This window comes from Pseudomonas sp. SJZ077 (assembly GCF_007993905.1).
In the GTDB taxonomy this organism is placed as follows: Bacteria; Pseudomonadota; Gammaproteobacteria; order Pseudomonadales; family Pseudomonadaceae; genus Aquipseudomonas; species Aquipseudomonas mandelii.
The window spans coordinates 93008-112457 of the sequence record NZ_VIUJ01000013.1 but is presented as its reverse complement, the minus strand read 5'-3'; the positions used below and the strand labels follow the sequence as shown (position 1 = coordinate 112457).

Below are 19450 nucleotides of genomic sequence, written 5' to 3'. Positions count from 1 at the left end.
AGGTGTCAATAGAACTGACTAGTTAAGTAGGGTATTCAGTGCTATTCAGAAAAATCCTACGCCTTGAAGTTAATATGCCGCACCGCTCTGTCGAATTTCGCCGCGTATTTATTGATTTTCGGGCGTGGGTGGCGGCGACGGTGTGCTCATTGATGGCACTGGATCTGGCGGATTTTAGGCGCGTTGAATCTGTTGCAGAACATATATATGTACCGCATGCAGTTGTAAAAATTGATCTATTGTTCGAATGAACGAGAAGAGAGAATCGAGCGATGTGGGTGGCGGGGTAAGTTGCCACTTCCATCCATGGAAGTTGACAAATGGTGAAGCGATATTAAGGGTTGGTGTTATTCAGGAACTTGCTGAGAAACTGCTTCGTCCGTTCTTCTTTCGGGTTGGCAAACAACGCCTTGGCTTCGCCTTGCTCGACGATCACACCCTTGTCGAAAAACACCACACGGTTGGCCACGTCCCGGGCAAAGCCCATTTCGTGGGTAACGATCACCATGGTGCGCTTCTCTTCAGCCAGGCTGCGGATGGTCGCCAGCACTTCACCCACCAGCTCTGGATCAAGCGCTGAGGTGGGTTCATCGAACAGGATCACTTCCGGCTCCATCGCCAGTGCACGGGCAATCGCCACACGCTGCTGCTGACCACCGGAAAGGCGTCGCGGGTAAGCGTCTTCCTTGCCCGCCAGGCCAACCCTGGCCAACAGCTTTTTACCCAGGGCAACGGCGTCGGCGTGCGGGATCTTCTTCACGATGATCGGGCCTTCGATGACGTTTTCCAGGGCGGTGCGATGGGGGAACAGGTTGAAGTTCTGGAACACGAAACCGACATGCTGACGCAAGCGCCGCACCAGGTTCTGCTGCTGGTTCAACGGGCGGCTGCCATCGATCTCGATGTCACCGACCTTGATCCGGCCGCTGGTGGGTTCTTCCAGAAAATTCAGGCATCGCAGGAAGGTGGTTTTACCCGAGCCGCTAGGCCCTATGATCGCGACGACCTCACCTTCCTTCACTTCCAGATCGATGCCGTTGAGCACCACTTGACCCTTGAACTGCTTTGTCAGTTTTTCCACGACAATCATTGGGTCAGGACTCCTGGTCGTGCCGATTGACCCGCTCTTCCAACTTGTTCTGCAGGTGCGAGAGCACCGTGGCCAGAATCCAGTAGATCAGCGCGGCGGCAAGGTACATGGTGAACACTTCGAAGGTGCGTGCTGTGATCAGTTGCGCCTGGCGGAACAGTTCCGGTACCTGGATGGTGGCGGCCAGCGCGGTGTCCTTGACCAGCGAAATGAAGCTGTTGCCCAGCGGCGGTAATGCGGTGCGCATCGCTTGCGGGATAATGGCCCGGCGAAGGGTTTGCGCACGAGTCATGCCGATGCTGGCGGCAGCTTCCCACTGACCGCGCTCGATGGAGCTGATCGCGGAACGCAGGATTTCACAGGCGTAAGCGGCCATATTCAGCGAGAAGCCGATCAGGGCCGCCGGCAGCGGATCGAGTTCCATGCCCAATTGCGGCAAGCCGTAATAGATCACGAACAGTTGCACCAGCAACGGCGTGCCGCGAAAGAACGACACGTAGATGCGGGCGATCCAGCTGACCAGCTTGAAGCGCGACAGGCGCATCAGTGCCAGGCCGAAGCCCAGCATGAGGCCGAAGAACATCCCGCCCAGGCTCAAGATGACCGTGTAGTAGGCCCCCTTGAGCAGGAAAGGCAGGGAGTCCAGTGCGAGTTGAAAAGCTTCTTCCATTATTGAGTGACGTCAGCGCTGAAGTATTTTTCCGAAAGCTTTTTCAGCGTACCGTCGGCACGCAGCTTGTCGATGGCTTTGTTCACCGCAGCCAGCAACTCAGGCTCGCCTTTGCGCAGGGCAATACCGGCTTCCTGACGGGAGAACGCTTCGCCGGCGGCGGTGGTGTCCTTGGCTTTCTTGGCGTATTCCAGAGCGGCCAGACGGTCGATCAGAATGGCGTCGATGCGGCCGACGCGCAGGTCCTGGAACTTGGTCGGATCATCGTCATAGGTCTTGATGATGGCTTTTGGCTGATTGTCTTTGAGCCACTGCTCGTAGTTGGTGCCCAGGCCTACGCCCACTTTTTTGCCGGCCAGATCGGCGGCAGACTTGATGTTCAGCTCCGCGGCCTTCTTGGTCAGCACCAGCGCCTGAATCCCGGAAACGGTGTACGGCTCGGAGAAGTCATACTTCTTCTTGCGCTCTTCGGAGATGGTCACCTGGTTGATCACTGCGTCCAGACGTTTGGATTCCAGCGCCGCGAGGATGCCGTCCCATTTGGTCGGTTGCAGTTTGACCTTCACGCCCAGTTCTTTGGCCAGGGCTTCGGAGAACTCGACTTCGAAACCGGCCAGTTTGCCGTCGGCGTCAACGAAGCTGAACGGTGGGTAAGTGCCTTCCAGACCGACGTTGATCACGCCCGCGTCCTTGATTTTTTGCAGCTGCTCACCGGCAACCGCCTGCCCCAGCAGACCGGCGCTCAGCGCCAGGCCCAGCGAACCGACCAGCAGATTTCGACGTAGTGCGGAAAAATTCATGACAAGCCCCTGTGTTTTCTTATGAAGACGCTTTTAGGAATGTTGGCAAAATCGGGATTTGGACGACTGCAATATCCTGCCCTAAAGCAGCGTATGCGTCTCGCTGCAAATTCGCCTGCGGCGTGACTATATGATGGCGCTTTTAGATAGGAAAATAATAAATATCGTGTTTGTTATTCTTTTATTTCATATGAGATGCACGCGATTCCCTGTGGCGAGGGAGCTTGCTCCCGCTCGGCTGCGCAGCAGTCGCAAAATCAGTCTCCGCGGTCAACTGAGAAACCGTGGGGGACAGGTCTTGGGGGCGCTGCGCACCCCAGCGGGAGCAAGCGCCCTCGCCACAGGAGTACTTCAACTGGTCAGCGAGTCCTTGTAGGCAAACAACGCTGGTGCACCGCCGGTATGCAGGAAAATGATCGGGCCATCGTTGAACCGTTGACGACCGATGCCATCCAGCAACCCGGCCATGGCTTTACCGGTGTAAACCGGGTCCAGCAGCAACCCTTCCTGACTCGCCACCAGCTTCACCGCCGCCAGCGTCCCGGCATTCGGCTCGCCATACCGCGGGCCAAAATATTCGTCCCACAGTTCGATCTTGAAACCCGCCGGCAGGCTCACGCCCAGCAACTCGGCAGTGCGCTCGGCCAGGCCCTGGACTTTCGGGCGCTGATCTTCATCGCTACGGGAAACCGTGACACCAATCACTGGCAAATCCGGCAGTACTTCACTCAGTGCCAGCGCCAGACCACTGTGGGTCCCGGCACTGCCCGAGGCCAGGACCACGGCGGCAAATTGCAGGCCGGTGTCCTTGATCTGTGCGGCCAGTTCCAGCCCGGCGCGCACATAACCCAAAGCGCCCAGCGCATTGGAGCCACCAATTGGCACCAGATACGGTTTCTTGCCGTTATTGCGTAAACGGTCGGCCAAGGCTTGCAGTTGCTCGTCGGCATTGTCGAGGTTTTCCACCAGCTCGACCTTGGCATCGAACAGGTCGAGCAGCAGCCGATTGCCGTTGCCCAGGTAGTTGGCGTCGTCGGTGCCCAATGGATTTTCCAGCAGCGCGACGCAGCCCAGGCCAAGCTTGGCCGCAATGGCGGCAGTCTGGCGCACGTGGTTGGACTGAAGCGCACCCGCGGTGATCAACGTGTCGGCGCCCTGGGCCAAGGCATCGGCCGCCAGGTATTCGAGTTTGCGCAGCTTGTTGCCGCCCATGGCCAGCGGTGTCAGGTCATCGCGTTTGACGTACAGATCACGGCCGAGCCAGGTCGACAGCCGTTCGAGTTTTTCAAGCGCGGTAGGGTGGCCGAGGAGGTCGAGGCGGTTAAAGCGGGCAAGCTGTTGTTTGATCATGGGTCCGTACTGGCCAAGGAAGATGTCAGGACTATAGGCACGGCTATATGCATGGGCAACCGTCAATCGCTTATAGCCAAAAGAACTGAACACAGCACAATTGGTTCTTAATTCGGCCTCCAGACCTTGCCGTAAAGTAATCGCCGACAACGCGGCCAGACACTCCGGCCGCCCGTGAGGAGTTTTTACCGTGAGCGAGCGTTCCAGCCATTGGCAATTGCAGACCATCGTCAGTCAACTGCGTACTGCGCGGGACCAGTGGCGCGCACAAAACGGCCGAGTCAGCGGCGAGCAGGGCGGTCGCGAATTGCCTTCCCGGGCCGCCATGGCGGAGATACTGGAAGCGCTGTGCGGTGCCTTGTTTCCGATGCGTCTGGGACCGGTGGATTTGCGTGAGGAGAGTGAAGACTTCTACGTCGGGCACACGCTGGACGTCGCGTTGAACGCGTTGCTGGCGCAGGCACGACTCGAACTGCGTTACGCCGCTCGTCACAGCGCCGAAGCTGACACCGAAGTGGAGGCCAAGACTATTGCGATCATTCAGGATTTCGCCCTCGCGTTGCCGGGGCTGCGCAGCTTGTTGGACACCGATGTGCTGGCGGCCTATCACGGTGACCCGGCAGCTCGTAGCGTCGATGAAGTGCTGTTGTGCTATCCCGGGATTCTGGCGGTGATCCACCATCGCCTGGCGCACCATTTGTACCGCTCGGGGCTGCCGCTGCTGGCGCGGATCAGCGCAGAAATCGCCCACTCGGCCACCGGTATCGACATCCATCCTGGGGCGCAGATCGGTCGCAGCTTCTTTATTGATCACGGGACGGGTGTCGTGATCGGCGAGACGGCGATCATTGGTGAACGCGTGCGGATTTATCAAGCCGTGACGTTGGGCGCCAAGCGCTTCCCGTCGGATGAGGACGGCCAGTTGCAAAAGGGCCATCCGCGGCATCCGATCGTTGAGGATGATGTGGTGATCTATGCCGGCGCGACGATTCTGGGGCGGATCACCATTGGCAAGGGCTCGACCATTGGCGGCAACGTCTGGCTGACCCGTAGCGTACCGCCGGGGTGCAACCTGACGCAGGCGAATTTGCAGCATGATGACGGGACGCAGAAGTAAGCTTCGAAATTTCTGCTGACTGCACCGGCCTCATCGCGAGCAGGCTCGCTCCCACAGTGGATTTTTGAACGACACATCTCCCTGTGGGAGCGAGCCTGCTCGCGAATGGATTTCAAGGCGCACGGTAATCATGGCATTTAGCTAATTTCCCGCTGAACGAATCCCCCCAATCCCACGTCATACCCATCCTTGAGCTAGCGTACAGAACGTACCGCCGAGCCCTGCGATTAGTCCTTAGCACCCTATTCATGTTTAACTTGAACGCTCATTCAAGTTAAACCGCCGGTTTGCTGCCCGTTCACAACAGGAGGCTTGCCTTGCCGAGTCCGTTATTGATTGCCCTGTTTCACCCCCTTGAGGTGCACCTTTCATGAGTGCATCGTCCCTCCCTCCAAGCGGCCAGGTCCGCATGAATCCGCCGGTGTTTTATTTCGCGGCGACCTTCATTCTGCTGTTCGGCATCGTCGTCATTGCCATGCCTGAACAGGCCGGCGCCTGGCTGCTGGAAGCGCAAAACTGGGCGGCCAATACGGTCGGCTGGTATTACATGCTCGCGATGACGCTGTATCTGGTCTTCGTGGTGGTCACCGCCTTGTCTGGTTACGGCAAGATCAAGCTCGGTGCCGACCACGACGAGCCCGAATTCAGTTACCTGTCCTGGGCCGGCATGCTGTTCGCCGCCGGGATCAGCATCACGCTGTTCTTCTTTTGCGTGTCCGAACCGCTCACTCACCTGGCCCAACCACCGCAAGGCGAGGCCGGCACGGCGGATGCGGCGCGTCAGGCGATGCAGATTCTGTTTCTGCACTGGGGCCTGCACGGCTGGGGCGTGTTCGCCTTTGTCGGCATGGCGCTGGCCTACTTCGCCTACCGCCACAACCTGCCGCTGGCCTTGCGTTCGGCGCTCTATCCGCTGATTGGCAAGCGCATCAACGGCCCGATCGGTTACGCCGTGGACGGCTTCGGCATCATCGCCACGGTGTTCGGCCTCGGCGCCGACATGGGCTTTGGCGTGTTGCACCTCAACTCGGGCCTGGACTACTTGTTCGGCATCGCTCACACCCAGTGGATTCAGGTCGGCCTGATCACGTTGATGATGGGCGCGGCGATCATCGTTGCGGTGTCCGGCGTCGATAAAGGCGTGCGGGTGATGTCCGACATCAACATGCTGCTGGCCTGTGCGCTGTTGCTGTTCGTGTTGTTCGCCGGTCCTACGCAGCATTTGCTCAACACCCTGATCCAGAACATCGGCGACTACCTCGGCGCGTTGCCGATGAAGAGTTTCGACCTGTACGCCTACGACAAACCCAGCGACTGGCTGGGCGGCTGGACCGTGTTCTATTGGGCCTGGTGGATTGCGTGGTCGCCGTTCGTGGGCCTGTTCATCGCCCGGATCTCCCGTGGCCGTACCATTCGCGAATTCGTCTTCGGCGTGTTGCTGATTCCGCTCGGTTTCACCCTGGCGTGGATGTCGATCTTCGGCAACAGCGCCATCGACCAGGTCCTGAACCACGGCATGACCGCACTCGGCATGTCGGCCGTCGACAATCCGTCGATGACCCTCTACCTGCTGCTGGAAACCTACCCGTGGAGCAAAACCGTCATCGCGGTGACGGTGTTCATCAGCTTCGTGTTCTTCGTCACCTCGGCCGACTCCGGCACCGTGGTGCTGTCGACGCTCTCCGCCAAGGGCGGCAACCCGGATGAAGACGGGCCGAAATGGCTGCGGGTGTTCTGGGGCGCGATGACCGCGCTGGTGACCAGTGCGTTGCTGTTCTCCGGCAGCATCGATGCGCTGAAGTCAGCGGTGGTGCTGACGTCGTTGCCGTTCTCGATGATCTTGCTGCTGATGATGTGGGGGCTGCACAAGGCGTTCTATCTGGAGTCGCAGAAGCAGATCGCGCAGCTGCATTCCCTGGCGCCGGTGTCCGGCTCGCGGCGGGGCGGTTGGCGTCAGCGTTTGACCCAGGCCGTGCATTTCCCGTCCCGCGATGAGGTCTATCGTTTCCTCGACACCACGGTGCGCCCGGCGATCGAAGAAGTGAGCGCCGTGTTCGTCGAGAAAGGATTGAACGTGGTCACTCAGCCCGACCCGGCCAACGACAACGTCAGCCTGGAAATCGGACACGGCGAAGAGCATCCGTTTATCTATCAGGTGCAGATGCGTGGCTACTTCACGCCATCGTTTGCCCGTGGTGGCATGGGTTCCAAGGAACTCAACAACCGCCGTTATTACCGGGCCGAAGTGCATTTGAGTGAGGGCAGCCAGGACTACGATCTGGTGGGTTACACCAAGGAGCAGATCATCAACGACATCCTTGATCAGTACGAACGGCATTTGCAGTTCTTGCACTTGGTGCGTTGAACGTAGTGGCGGTGCTGTTCACGTTTCGGTGGTCAACACCATGAACAGCACCAGCGCCGCCACCGGTACACCGAACACGGCGCTGCCAACGACCAGTTCCGTGCTCAACGGCTGACCGGCATTGACCATGCCGACCGCGCCGTTGATCAGTGTCAGGGCCAGCCACAGGACCACAAAACTGTAGGCCAGGGTCTCGCGGCTGAAGCCGATTTTCTCGCCGATGAACAGCATCAGCGCCAGCAGGATCAGGCCGAAGGTGATGATGATCGTGGTGTGCATGATGCATTCCGTCCTTTCGATGTGTGCTGCCCTCAAGACCGCCTTCGCGGGCAAGCCTCGCGCCTACAGATTGCGCGCAACCCCTGTAGGCGCGAGGCTTGCCCGCGAAGGCGTCTGGGCTGCCTGCAAACCAGCTTAAACCAATCCACCATTCACCCGCAGAATCTGCCCATTGACCCAAGCCGAATCCGGCCCGACCAGAAACGACACCACACGAGCAATGTCCTCCGGCTGACCGAGACGCTCCAGCGGAGGCATCTTGGCGAAGGTCTGGATCTGCTCTTCGCTCTTGCCGTGCAAAAACAACTCAGTTGCCACCGGCCCCGGCGCCACGGCGTTAACGGTGATGTTGCGCCCGCGCATTTCTTTGGCGAATACCTGGGTCAGGGATTCCACGGCCGCTTTGCTGGCGATGTATACCGCGTAGCCTGGCAGGTTGAGCCCGACGGTGCTGCTGGAAAAGTTGACGATCCGCCCGCCGCTGTTCAGACGCGTCGCCGCCTCACGCAAGGTGTTGAAGGTGCCGCGCGCGTGGATGTTGAAGGTCTGGTCGAACAGTTCGTCTGTGTGTTGCGCCAGCGGCATCACTTTGAGAATGCCGGCGTTGTTGATCAGCACATCGACCTTGCCCAGTTGCGTTTCGGTCTCGTCGAACATCCGGCGCACGTCGTCGGCATTGGCCACATCGGCCTTGATCGCTATGGCTTGATGGCCGGCCTGACGCAACTCCACCACCCGTTTTGAGGCTTCGATGGCGCTGCTGGCGTAGTTGATGGCGACGGCGAACCCTTCGCTGGCCAGTTGTCTGGCGATCACGGCACCGATGCCACGGGAGGCGCCGGTCACGAGGGCAACTTTCGAAGTTTGAGTAGTCATGGCGAACCTTTGAAGGTGTTTGTTGGGGTGAAGCCAGATTCACATGTTTACCGAAGTCGATAAATGCACGAGAGTTGCCTTGACTGTTCAATAATCGCCAACAATCGAGGAGCAAGAGCCAAGCGTGGATCAAGTCAAAGCAATGAAGGTTTTCGTGCGGATCTACGAGCGCAGCAGCTTCACGCTGGCCGCCGAGGACCTGAATCTGCCACGGGCGACGCTGACCCATACGCTGAATCAGTTTGAAGCGTGGCTCGGTACGCGCTTGTTGGAACGCAGCACCCGCAGGGTGCGTCCGACGCTGGACGGCGAGGCCTACTATCAGCGTTGTGTGCACTTGCTGGCGGAACTGGAAGAAGCCGAACTGGCGTTTCGCGGTTGCGCACCCAAAGGCCGCTTGCGCGTGGACTTGCATGGCACCCTGGCCAGGCATTTTGTGATCCCGGCATTGCCACAATTCATGGAGCGTTACCCGGACATCGAGTTGTCCATCAGCGAAGCCGACCGTTTTGTCGACCTGATCGCTGAAGGCGTCGACTGCGTGCTGCGCGCCGGCACCTTGAGTGATTCGGCGCTGATCGGAAAACGCATCGCCAGCCTGCGCCAGATCACCTGCGCCAGCCCCGCCTATCTGCGTCAATACGGTGAACCGAAAAGCCTTGAAGACCTGAAACACCATCGCGCGGTGAACTACGTCTCGCGCACCACCGCCAAGTTGTTCCCCTTCGAATTCATGGTCGATGGCGAGCTGAAAGAAGTCGCTATCGAAGGCGCGGTTTCAGTGTTCGGCGCGGAAATCTACGCGGCGTCGGCAATTGCCGGGCTCGGCCTGATCCAGTGTCCGCATTACCGAATGGAGGCGCAGATTTCCCAAGGCCTGGTGCAAGAAGTCCTCATCGACACGCCGCCACCGTCAATGCCGGTTTCGGTGCTGTACCCCCACAACCGACACATGTCGCCACGGGTTCGGGTGTTTGTGGATTGGTTGGGGGAGCTGTTTACGGGCGCTGTTTGACCTTGCTGTTCTTGATCGTTCCCACGCTCCGCGTCGGAACGATCATCTGTGAAACGTTTCAGCTTTTTCTCGAGTCCGAGGTTTATCGGCGTTTGTCTGGGCGTATGCTGGGCAACTTGCGAAGCAGTCGATACCAACTTCAAGACAGACAAGAGAGGATTCGATGACTTACACCGCTGCCGAAAACCGCTACGACTCTATCCCTTACCGCCGCGTAGGCCGCAGCGGTCTGGTGCTGCCGGCGCTGTCCCTGGGGCTGTGGCACAACTTCGGTGACAGCACGCCGATCGACACTCAGCGCTCGCTGTTGCGCACCGCCTTCGACCTGGGCATCAACCACTTCGACCTGGCCAACAACTATGGCCCGCCGTATGGCAGCGCCGAGATCAACTTCGGTCGTTTGCTGCGTGAAGACTTCAAGCAGTACCGCGACGAGTTGATTATTTCGAGCAAGGCCGGCTGGGACATGTGGCCCGGCCCTTATGGCCAGGGCGGCGGTTCGCGTAAATACGTGCTGGCCAGCCTCGACCAGAGCCTGCAACGCCTGGGCCTGGACTACGTGGACATCTTCTATTCCCATCGCTTCGACCCCGACACCCCACTGGAAGAAACTGCCAGTGCGTTGGCCACCGCCGTACAGCAGGGCAAGGCGCTGTACATCGGCATCTCGTCCTATTCCGGGGTGAAAACCCGTGAGATGGCGGCGCTGCTGAAAGAGTGGAAAGTGCCGTTGCTGATTCACCAACCAGCCTACAACCTGCTCAATCGCTGGGTTGAAAAGGATCTGCTGGACGTCACCGACGAACTCGGCACTGGCGTGATTGCGTTCACGCCATTGGCGCAGGGCTTGTTGACCGACAAGTACCTCAATGGCATTCCGAAGGATGCGCGGGTCAATCGCCCGGGCGGTGGTTCTTTGCAGGAATCACATCTGTCCGAAGCCAACATCGCCCACGTGCGCGGGCTCAACGAAATCGCCAAGCGTCGCGGTCAGAGCCTGGCGCAACTGGCGTTGGCATGGACGCTGCGCGATCCGCGCGTGACCTCGGCACTGATCGGTGCGAGCCGGCCGGAGCAGATTATCGAGAACGTCGCAGCGTTGAAGAATTTGAGTTTCAGCGCGGAAGAACTGGCGGAAATTGACCGGTTTGCCCAGGAAGGCGGGATCAATCTTTGGGAGAAGCCTTCGACGGCTGAATAAGTGTTCGGCACGGGGTCTTGCTGCGCCTGTTCCTGCCTCTTCGCGAGCAGGCTCGCTCCCACAGTGGATTTGTGTCAGGCACAGACCCTGTGGGAGCGAGCCTGCTCGCGATGGGGCCAGAACAGGCAGTAAAGAACTCAGGACTCACCGAAAGAAAGGCACATCCCCCAACACCGTAGCCCGCTGCATCACCCGCCGCGCCGGTCGGTAATCATCCACGGCGTAATGCTGTGTCACGCGGTTATCCCAGAACGCCACGTCATCTTTTTGCCAACGCCAGCGAATGGTGAATTCCGGCCGCGTCGCATGAGCAAACAACAGCTTCAAAATCGCTTCACTCTCGGTGTCCGACAGCTCATTGATCTTCGACGTGAAGCCTTCATTGACGAACAACGCCCGGCGCCCGCTCACCGGGTGTGTGCGGATCACCGGGTGCGACAGCGGTGGATTTTTGCGGCGTGCTTCTTCCCACTGGGCCAACGCTTGCGGCGTGTTGCCATATCGCTCCAGCGGGAACGAGCGGGTGAAATCGTGTGTGGCCGTCAGGCCTTCGAGCAAGCTTTTCATCGGCGCGGACAACGCTTCATACGCCGCGATGCCACTGGCCCACAACGTGTCGCCGCCAAACTCCGGCAACAGCTTGGCACTCAGCACCGCGCCCATGGCCGGGGTCGGCAGGAAGGTCACGTCGGTGTGCCAGATCGCGTTGTCGCGCACGTCGGTGACGGCGGTGTCGAGGATCAGCACTTCGGGCTGTTCCGGCACGTTCGGGTAGATCGGATGGATGTGCAGGTCGCCGAAATTCGCAGCGAATCGCGCCTGCTGTTGCGGTGTGATCGGCTGGTCGCGGAAGAACAGCACTTGATGCTTGAGCAGCGCTTGCTCGATGGCGTCGCGCTGTTCCAGGTTCAGTGGCTGGCTGACGTCGATGCCGCTGATTTGGGCGCCGAGGGCCGAGCTGAGGGGGACGATGGTCAGGTTGCTCATGGTGATTCTCTTTAATCCGGGGTGCCGAGCTTTTGTAGGAGTGAGCCTGCTCGCGATAGCGGAGAGTCAGACGACAGGGTGGTGGCTGATACACCGCCATCGCGAGCAGGCTCGCTCCCACATTAAGATCCCAAAAAACTCAGTGGGCCTGGCCGTGCCACGGCACCAGTTTGCGTTGCAGGGCGCGCAGGCCCATTTCCATGGCAAACGCGATCAGGGCAATCACCAGAATCCCCAGCACCACCACATCGGTGACCAGGAATTGCGCGGCCGACTGCACCATAAAACCCAAACCGCTGGTGGCGGCGATCAATTCGGCGGCAACCAGCGTCGACCAACCCACGCCCAGACCAATGCGCACGCCAGTCAAAATGTCCGGCAAGGCACTCGGCAGAATCACATGGCGAATCAACTGCGCCCGGGTCGCTCCCAGCGACTGAGCGGCGCGCAACTTGGCCGGGTCAACCGTGCGCACGCCAGTCGCGGTGGCGATGGCGATCGGGGCAAAAATCGCCAGGTAGATCAGCAAGACTTTCGACAACTCACCGATGCCGCACCAGATGACGATCAGCGGCAGATAAGCCAGCGGTGGAATCGGCCGGTAGAACTCGATCAACGGATCGAGCACGCCGCGGGCGATGCGGTTATGGCCGATGGCGATGCCGATGGGCACGGCGGTCAGCACCGCGAAACCAAGGCCCAGACCGATACGGCTGAGACTGGCCCCCAAGTGCTGCCACAACGTTGAATCCATGTAGCCGCTGGTCACCAGCAGCCAGCCCTTTTGCAGCACGGCGGACGGTGGTGGCAGGAACAGCGGTTCGATCATCCCTGTGGCGGTGACGGCCCACCAAATGACAACCAGCGCCACCAGCGTCAGCACGCTGATCCACCGAGTGCTGAGGCTGCGACGTGACGGGATGTCCGTGGAACCCGGTTTAACCGCGACGGCGGGAATTTGATAGCTGCTCATGCGCGCTCCTGCCGCTGGGCGGTGCTGCGTTGGGAGAACACTTTGGCGAGTACGTGTTCGCGAGTTTCGATGAAGCGCGGGTCGGACTTGATCGAGCGAGCGGACTCACCGGCCGCATACCGCTGACCGAAATCCAGGCTCAGGCGCTCGACGATTTTTCCCGGATCAGGCGCCAGCAGAATCAGGTCCGTGGCGAGGAACACCGCTTCTTCGATGTCGTGGGTAATCAGGAAAACCGGTTTGGCGGTGCGCTGCCAGACTTGCAGCAGCAGCTCCTGCATCTGTTCGCGGGTGAAGGCGTCGAGGGCGCCGAAGGGTTCGTCCATCAGCAAAACGCGCGGGTCGGCGGCCAGCGCACGGGCCAGGCCGACACGTTGCTTCTGGCCACCCGAGAGCTGCCAGATGCGGCGACTTTCGAAGCCGGAAAGGTTCACCAGTGCGAGCATTTCCTGAGCGCGCAGTTCACGTTTTTCCCGCGCAATGCCGGCCAGCTCCAGGCCGAAACCGACGTTGGCCAACACGTCCTGCCAAGGCAGCAGGGCGTCGTCCTGGAACACCACGCCGCGTTCGGCGCCCGGGCCTTTGACCGGCACGCCGTCAAGGGTGATGCGCCCGGCGCTGGGTTCGACGAAACCGGCAATCAGGTTCAACAGCGAGGTCTTGCCACTGCCGGACGGGCCGAGGGCCACCAGCAACTGCTGGGGGCCCAGGCTCAGGGAAATATCCGCCAGTACCGGTTCGGCGGCGCCGGGGTACTGTGCGCTGATGCGCTCCAGCTGTAGCAAAGCCATCGCAGTTAACTCCCGATCAGTTGGTGATGTACTTGGCGCTGACGTAAGGGGCGTAGTCCGGCAGCACGGCCTCGACCTTGCCTTGTTCCTTGAGGAATGCGGCGGTGTCGGTAATGGCCTTGGTGGTCGGTGCGCCGAGGGTGATCACTTGGTCAGCCGCCAGCGGGAAGACGTTGCCTTGCAGCAACAACGGAATGTCGCTGGCCTTGGCGCCCGACAGTTTGACAAGCTTGTCCACGTTGCTTTGATTGGCCAGCCAGGCTTTCGGGTCTTTGCGGTAATCGGCGTAGGCGTCGAGGGTCACTTTGGCGAACGCAGTGACGATTTCCGGGTGCTTCTCGGCGAAGTCCTTACGCACGATCCAGGCATCGAAAGTCGGAGCGCCGAACTTGGCCAGTTCGCCGGAGGTAATCAGCACTTTGCCGTTTTCCTTGGCGACACCGAGGGCTGGGTCCCACACGTAAGTGGCGTCGATATCACCGCGTTTCCACGCAGCGATGATGGCGGGCGGAGCGAGGTTGAGCACGGTGACCTTCGACGGATCGATGTTCCAGTGCTTGAGCGCCGCCAGCAGGCTGTAGTGGCCGGTGGAAACGAACGGCACGGCGATTTTTTTGCCGATCAGGTCTTGCGGAGTCTTGATCCCGGAGCCTTCGCGGGCGACCAGGGCTTCAGCCGCGCCGATCTGGGTGGCAATGAGGAAGGTTTCTACCGGGATTTTGCGGGTGATGGCCGCCGTCAGGGGGCTGGAACCGAGGTAGCCGATCTGCACGTCGCCGGAAGCGATGGCGGCGATGATGTCGGCGCCGTTGTCGAATTTGCGCCAGTCGATCTTGGCGTTGGTGGCTTTTTCGTAAGCGCCGTCGGCCTGGGCGACCTTTGCCGGGTCAACCGTGGTCTGGTAGGCGACGGTCACGTCAGCCGCCTGGGCAAACAAACTCGCCGCAGCCAGAGACGCGGCCGCCAAGAGGCGAAGAGAGAAATTCAGTTTCATTGAGAAGCTCCTTGTCAGGCGACCGAGAGTCGGCGTGAAAGGAGACTAAATGATCTAAGAATCCGAAAATAAATAACTTTTTCGAATGAGCTTATGAGCGGAAAATTCTAAGGGAGACCGCAGTGCGGCCATCGCGGGCAAGCCTCGCTCCTACAGATTCGGGGTCGAGTCACAAATGGGGACCGACACAAAACTGTAGGAGCGAGGCTTGCCCGCGAAAAGGTCTGAAGGACCTTCTGATGTTAGTTGCTGATCGCCAGAATGCTCGCCTGATACGACCCGACAAACACATCGAAATCGCCGACTTCGTTCTGCTCCAGCGCCACCTGCTCAGCCAGCGAGGAGCGTGCGCGTTCTTCAAACTTCGCCTGATCTTCGCTATTCAACGGCTCGCTGCGGAAAAACTCCGCATGCGCCTGGCTCTGGCGCAGGGAGAACTGGGCAAAGCTCTCCTTGTGTTCAGCCATGGCCGCCAGCACTTGTGCTGAAGGTGTGCGCGACGAATCCTTGACCTTCTCCATCTGCACGTCCAACGCCTTGCTGTGGGCATCGCCGCCATGGCTTTGATCAAGCAGCGCCGCGAGCGGAGCTATTTTTTCCAACAATTCGCCGGCCCATTCCTTCAGGTCGACCGGTTGACCGTCACGCTGCAGTTGCAGGCCCGGACGACGACCTTCCTTGACCACGCTGAGGAAGTTCGAGGTCGCGTTGCCGCACGAAGTATTGGTCAGCAGCGGGCTGTCGTTCAGCGCGCAATACAGCAGGAACGCGTCGAGGAAGCGCGACTCTGGCAAATCGATGCCCATCGGCAGGAACGGATTGATGTCCAGGCAACGCACTTCGACGTACTGAATGCCGCGGGCCACCAGCGCCTGGATCGGCCGTTCGCCGGTGTAGGTCACGCGCTTCGGGCGGATGTTGGAGTAGTACTCGTTTTCGATCTGCAGGATGTTGGTGTTGAGCTGAACCCACTCACCGTCCTGATGCGTACCGATTTCGACATACGGTGCATACGGCGTGGCGACCGCTTTGCGCAGGCTGTCGGTGTAGCTGGCCAGATCGTTGTAGCACGGCGTCAAGCCGGCCTGGGCGTTGCTCTGGTAACCCAGGTCACTCATGCGCAGGCTGGTGGCGTATGGCAGGTACAAGGTGTCCGGGTCCAGTTGCTCCAACTGGTGCGAACGACCGCGCAGGAAACCGGCGTCCAGCGCAGGGGAGGCGCCGAACAGGTACATCAGTAGCCAGCTGTAGCGGCGGAAGTTGCGGATCAGCGCAATGTAGGCTGACGACTGATAGTCGCGGTCGGTGCCGACAAAGCCTTCAGCCTCTTTAAGCAGTGGCCAGAGCTTTTCCGGCAGGGAAAAGTTGTAGTGAATCCCGGCGATGCACTGCATGGTCTTGCCGTAACGCAGGGCCAGGCCCTTGCGGTAGACGTACTTGAGCTGACCGATGTTGGACGTGCCGTAATAGGCGATCGGGATGTCTTCCTCGGCCGGCAACGGGCACGGCATCGATGGACTCCACAGAAACTCGTTGCCGAGCTTGCTGTAGGCAAAACGGTGAATCTTGTCCAGGCTCGCCAGCGTATCGGCCGGGTCTGGCAGGGCCGGGGTAATGAATTCCAGCAGCGACTCGGAATAGTCGGTGGTGATTTGTTCATTGGTCAGCGCGGAACCCAATGCTTCCGGGTGCGGCGTTTGCGCCAGGCGACCTTCGCCGGTCACGCGCAGGCATTCACGTTCGATGCCGTGAAGGCACTGTTCGAGCAGAGAGAGGTTAGCGCGCTCGCCAAGCAGAGCCAGGCGGCGGTTGAGAAGTTCGCTCAAGTTGGATTCCTTCACGCGTCAGTCGCCCCAATATGGGGGTGGGCAAGACGGTCTACAAGGGTGAAGTTGAAACTGGCGTTTTCGCCTGGTTTTTGGACCGTACACGGCTGCTGACAGCAGCCAAGGAATTCCCTGTGGGAGCGAGCCTGCTCGCGAAGAGGGCGTGTCAGTCAACATTGATGTTGTCTGATACACCGCCTTCGCGAGCAGGCTCGCTCCCACAGGAAACTTCGGCGCTGCAGTCACAGCGCCGAAATTAACTCAAATCGATGACTTCTAGCTACAGGACAGCGAACGTGCCTTGTGCTTTTGCGACGAGTTTGTCGCCTTGCATCACGTCGGCTTCGACCACTAGCGTGCGCCGGCCCGGGTGAATCACCCGCGCCGTGCACATCACTTCACCGTCGGAAACGGCGCGAATGTAGTTGATCTTGCACTCGATGGTCGCGCTCTGCTGGTCAAAGCCGTGGGTGCTGGAACAGGCCAGCCCCATGGCAATGTCCACCAGACTGAACAAGGCCCCGCCGTGCAGCTTGCCGCCGCGATTGCGCAGCTCTGGCGCAAGCCCCAGGGCGACTTGCGCCACCCCGGCTTCCAGACTGTGCAAGCGACATCCCAGCAGCTTGAAAAAAGCGCTTTCGGTCAGCCCGGCAGGGATCTCCATCAGCGTTTCTTCAACTGCTTGGCGTTGGCAAACAACGATGCCATGGCGTTGTTGGCCGGGGCCGCCGCCGTGGTTTCCTTACGCGGTGCGTTGTTCTGGGACTGGCGTGGCGCCGACCCCGGACGTGCACCACGAGCGCCGTCGATTTTCTCGCCCGGGGTGTCGCTCATGCGCATCGACAGACCCACGCGTTTACGCGGGATATCGACTTCCATGACCTTCACTTTCACCACGTCTCCGGCCTTTACCGCTTCGCGCGGATCCTTGATGAACTTCTCCGAAAGCGCAGAGATGTGCACCAAACCGTCCTGATGCACGCCGATGTCGACGAACGCGCCGAAGTTGGTCACGTTGGTGACGACGCCTTCGAGGATCATGCCCAGTTGCAGATCCTTGAGGTCTTCGACGCCTTCCTGGAACTCGGCGGTCTTGAACTCCGGACGCGGGTCACGGCCCGGTTTTTCCAGCTCTTGCAGAATGTCGGTGACCGTTGGCAGACCAAAGGTTTCGTCGGTGTACTTCTTCGGGTCGAGACGCTTGAGGAAGCTCGCGTCGCCGATCAACGAGCGAATGTCACGGTCGGTCTCAGCGGCAATGCGCTGCACCAGTGGATAGGCTTCCGGGTGAACCGCCGACGAATCCAGCGGATTGTCGCCGTTCATGACGCGCAGGAAACCGGCCGCCTGTTCGAAGGTTTTCTCGCCCAGACGAGCGACTTTCTTCAACGCCGCACGGGTTTTGAACGCGCCGTGCTCGTCGCGGTGGCTGACGATGTTCTGCGCCAGGGTCGCGTTGAGGCCGGAGATGCGGGCGAGCAGCGCCACGGAGGCGGTGTTGACGTCCACGCCCACGGCGTTCACGCAGTCCTCGACCACGGCATCCAGGCCACGCGCCAGTTTCAGCTGCGACACGTCGTGCTGGTACTGGCCGACACCGATGGATTTCGGATCGATCTTCACCAGTTCGGCCAGCGGATCCTGCAAGCGGCGGGCAATCGACACGGCGCCACGGATCGACACGTCGAGGTCCGGGAATTCCTTGGAAGCCAGTTCCGACGCCGAGTAAACCGATGCACCGGCTTCGGAGACCATGACCTTGGTCATCTTCATCGCTGGGTATTTTTTGATCAGCTCAGCGGCGAGCTTGTCGGTTTCACGGCTGGCGGTGCCGTTGCCGATGGCGATCAGGTCCACGGCATGCTTGGCGCACAGGGCTGCCAGAATCGCGATGGTCTGGTCCCATTTGTTGTGCGGTACGTGCGGGTAGACCGTGGCGTGATCCAGCAGCTTGCCGGTGGAATCGACCACGGCGACCTTGCAACCGGTGCGCAGGCCCGGGTCGAGGCCCAGGGTGGCACGCGGGCCGGCCGGGGCCGACAGCAGCAAGTCGTGCAGGTTGTGGGCGAACACGTTGATCGCTTCGGTTTCCGCGCCATCGCGCAGTTCGCCGAGCAAATCGGTTTCGAGGTGGGTGTAGAGCTTGACCTTCCAGGTCCAGCGCACCACTTCGCCCAGCCATTTGTCGGCGGCGCGGTTCTGGTTCTGGATGCCGAACTGCTGGCCGATCATGCCCTCGCACGGGTGCATGGTGCCCGGCAGCTCGTCGCCGACTTTCAGCGCCGAACTCAGGATGCCTTCGTTGCGGCCACGGAAAATCGCCAGCGCGCGGTGCGACGGCATGCTTTTCAGCGGTTCGTCGTGTTCGAAGTAATCGCGGAACTTGGCGCCTTCCTCTTCCTTGCCGGCGATGACGCGGGCACTGAGGGTCGCTTCCTGCTTGAGGTAGCTGCGCAGCTTGTCCAGGAGGCCGGCGTCTTCGGCGAAGCGTTCCATCAGGATGTATTTGGCGCCTTCGAGGGCCGCCTTCACATCGGCCACGCCTTTTTCGGCGTCGACGAAGCGTGCGGCTTCGGCGTCTGGCGTCAGGGTCGGGTCGTTGAACAGGCCGTCGGCCAGCTCGCCGAGGCCGGCTTCCAGGGCGATCTGGCCCTTGGTGCGGCGCTTCTGCTTGTACGGCAAGTACAAGTCTTCCAGGCGGGTCTTGGTGTCGGCGAGTTTGATGTCGCGTTCGAGTTGCGGGGTCAGCTTGCCTTGCTCCTGAATGCTGGCAAGGATGCTGATACGCCGTTCGTCGAGTTCTCGCAGGTAGCGCAGACGCTCTTCCAGATGACGCAACTGGATGTCATCGAGGCTGCCGGTCACTTCTTTCCGGTAACGGGCGATGAAGGGAACGGTAGAGCCTTCATCGAGTAGCGCGACGGCCGCTTCGACCTGTTGTGGGCGTACACCGAGTTCCTCGGCGATGCGGCTGTTGATGCTGTCCATAAAACCACCTGACAAATTGTGAAAGCAGGCTCGCAGGCGCAGGGATAAAGGCTCGGCGAGTCTGGTTGAGCGGCCTGGCGTGCGCCGCTACCTGGATCAACAGGTATCCCGTTGACCCGTGAAATCGA

At 60.2% G+C, this 19450-nt stretch carries 17 protein-coding genes; 4 read left to right on the top strand and 13 right to left on the bottom strand.

All coding sequences use genetic code 11. The features are described 5' to 3' along the window. Positions 1-334: 334 nt before the first annotated feature. The 4 genes from tcyN to FBY01_RS19790 form a co-directional block, all read right to left on the bottom strand. Positions 335-1090 carry an L-cystine ABC transporter ATP-binding protein TcyN gene (gene tcyN, locus FBY01_RS19805; protein ID WP_010464805.1) on the bottom strand — a complete coding sequence of 252 codons (756 nt, stop codon included), beginning with the start codon at positions 1088-1090 and terminating at the stop codon, positions 335-337. Positions 1091-1094: 4 nt separating this feature from the next. Then, positions 1095-1760, bottom strand: coding sequence for a cystine ABC transporter permease (gene tcyL, locus FBY01_RS19800; RefSeq protein WP_010464804.1), 666 nt, complete (start codon positions 1758-1760; stop codon positions 1095-1097). Continuing rightward, positions 1760-2560 (bottom strand): cystine ABC transporter substrate-binding protein, encoded by an 801-nt coding sequence (gene tcyJ, locus FBY01_RS19795; RefSeq protein WP_010464802.1) that lies wholly within the window; start codon positions 2558-2560, stop codon positions 1760-1762. Before tcyJ ends, tcyL begins: the two co-directional genes overlap by 1 nt. Positions 2561-2911: 351 nt before the next feature. Continuing rightward, a complete protein-coding gene (locus FBY01_RS19790) occupies positions 2912-3910 on the bottom strand; it encodes a D-cysteine desulfhydrase (RefSeq protein ID WP_010464800.1) in 999 nt (332 codons plus the stop codon). 190 nt (positions 3911-4100) lie between these two features. Between FBY01_RS19790 and epsC the strand changes: the two genes are divergently transcribed. Both epsC and betT read left to right on the top strand, forming a co-directional pair. Then, positions 4101-5027 carry a serine O-acetyltransferase EpsC gene (gene epsC, locus FBY01_RS19785; RefSeq protein WP_010464798.1) on the top strand — a complete coding sequence of 309 codons (927 nt, stop codon included), beginning with the start codon at positions 4101-4103 and terminating at the stop codon, positions 5025-5027. Between the two features lie 409 nt (positions 5028-5436). Beyond that, complete coding sequence (gene betT / locus FBY01_RS19780; protein ID WP_169857611.1) at positions 5437-7392, top strand: choline transporter BetT; 1956 nt, start codon at positions 5437-5439, stop codon at positions 7390-7392. 18 nt (positions 7393-7410) lie between these two features. Here the strand turns inward: betT and FBY01_RS19775 are convergent, their stop codons facing one another. Beyond that, positions 7411-7671 (bottom strand): hypothetical protein, encoded by a 261-nt coding sequence (locus FBY01_RS19775; RefSeq protein ID WP_010464795.1) that lies wholly within the window; start codon positions 7669-7671, stop codon positions 7411-7413. Between the two features lie 135 nt (positions 7672-7806). Further along, a complete protein-coding gene (locus tag FBY01_RS19770; protein WP_083375285.1) occupies positions 7807-8547 on the bottom strand; it encodes an SDR family oxidoreductase in 741 nt (246 codons plus the stop codon). Between the two features lie 124 nt (positions 8548-8671). Between FBY01_RS19770 and FBY01_RS19765 the strand changes: the two genes are divergently transcribed. Both FBY01_RS19765 and mgrA read left to right on the top strand, forming a co-directional pair. Next, the gene (locus FBY01_RS19765; protein WP_077747495.1) at positions 8672-9562 is read left to right on the top strand and encodes a LysR family transcriptional regulator; all 891 of its coding nucleotides are present in this window, start codon (positions 8672-8674) and stop codon (positions 9560-9562) included. 163 nt (positions 9563-9725) lie between these two features. Then, a complete protein-coding gene (gene mgrA / locus FBY01_RS19760; protein ID WP_010464790.1) occupies positions 9726-10763 on the top strand; it encodes an L-glyceraldehyde 3-phosphate reductase in 1038 nt (345 codons plus the stop codon). A 144-nt stretch (positions 10764-10907) separates the two neighbouring features. Here the strand turns inward: mgrA and tauD are convergent, their stop codons facing one another. From tauD to FBY01_RS19720, 7 genes are all read right to left on the bottom strand, one after another. Beyond that, on the bottom strand, positions 10908-11750 hold the full coding sequence (gene tauD, locus FBY01_RS19755; RefSeq protein WP_010464788.1) for a taurine dioxygenase: 843 nt from the start codon (positions 11748-11750) through the stop codon (positions 10908-10910). A gap of 139 nt (positions 11751-11889) precedes the next feature. Then, positions 11890-12723, bottom strand: a complete 834-nt coding sequence (tauC, locus tag FBY01_RS19750) for a taurine ABC transporter permease TauC (protein WP_010464786.1) — start codon at positions 12721-12723, stop codon at positions 11890-11892. Next, positions 12720-13514, bottom strand: coding sequence for a taurine ABC transporter ATP-binding subunit (gene tauB, locus FBY01_RS19745; protein WP_145309105.1), 795 nt, complete (start codon positions 13512-13514; stop codon positions 12720-12722). Before tauB ends, tauC begins: the two co-directional genes overlap by 4 nt. Before the next feature lie 16 nt (positions 13515-13530). Further along, positions 13531-14508, bottom strand: a complete 978-nt coding sequence (gene tauA / locus FBY01_RS19740) for a taurine ABC transporter substrate-binding protein (protein WP_145309107.1) — start codon at positions 14506-14508, stop codon at positions 13531-13533. Positions 14509-14750: 242 nt separating this feature from the next. After that, the gene (gene gshA, locus FBY01_RS19735) at positions 14751-16334 is read right to left on the bottom strand and encodes a glutamate--cysteine ligase (protein ID WP_010464781.1); all 1584 of its coding nucleotides are present in this window, start codon (positions 16332-16334) and stop codon (positions 14751-14753) included. 280 nt (positions 16335-16614) lie between these two features. Beyond that, on the bottom strand, positions 16615-16998 hold the full coding sequence (locus FBY01_RS19725) for a PaaI family thioesterase (protein WP_010464779.1): 384 nt from the start codon (positions 16996-16998) through the stop codon (positions 16615-16617). Beyond that, on the bottom strand, positions 16998-19322 hold the full coding sequence (locus tag FBY01_RS19720) for a Tex family protein (RefSeq protein ID WP_010464777.1): 2325 nt from the start codon (positions 19320-19322) through the stop codon (positions 16998-17000). The genes FBY01_RS19725 and FBY01_RS19720 overlap by 1 nt, the downstream gene beginning before the upstream one ends. Positions 19323-19450: the final 128 nt, after the last annotated feature.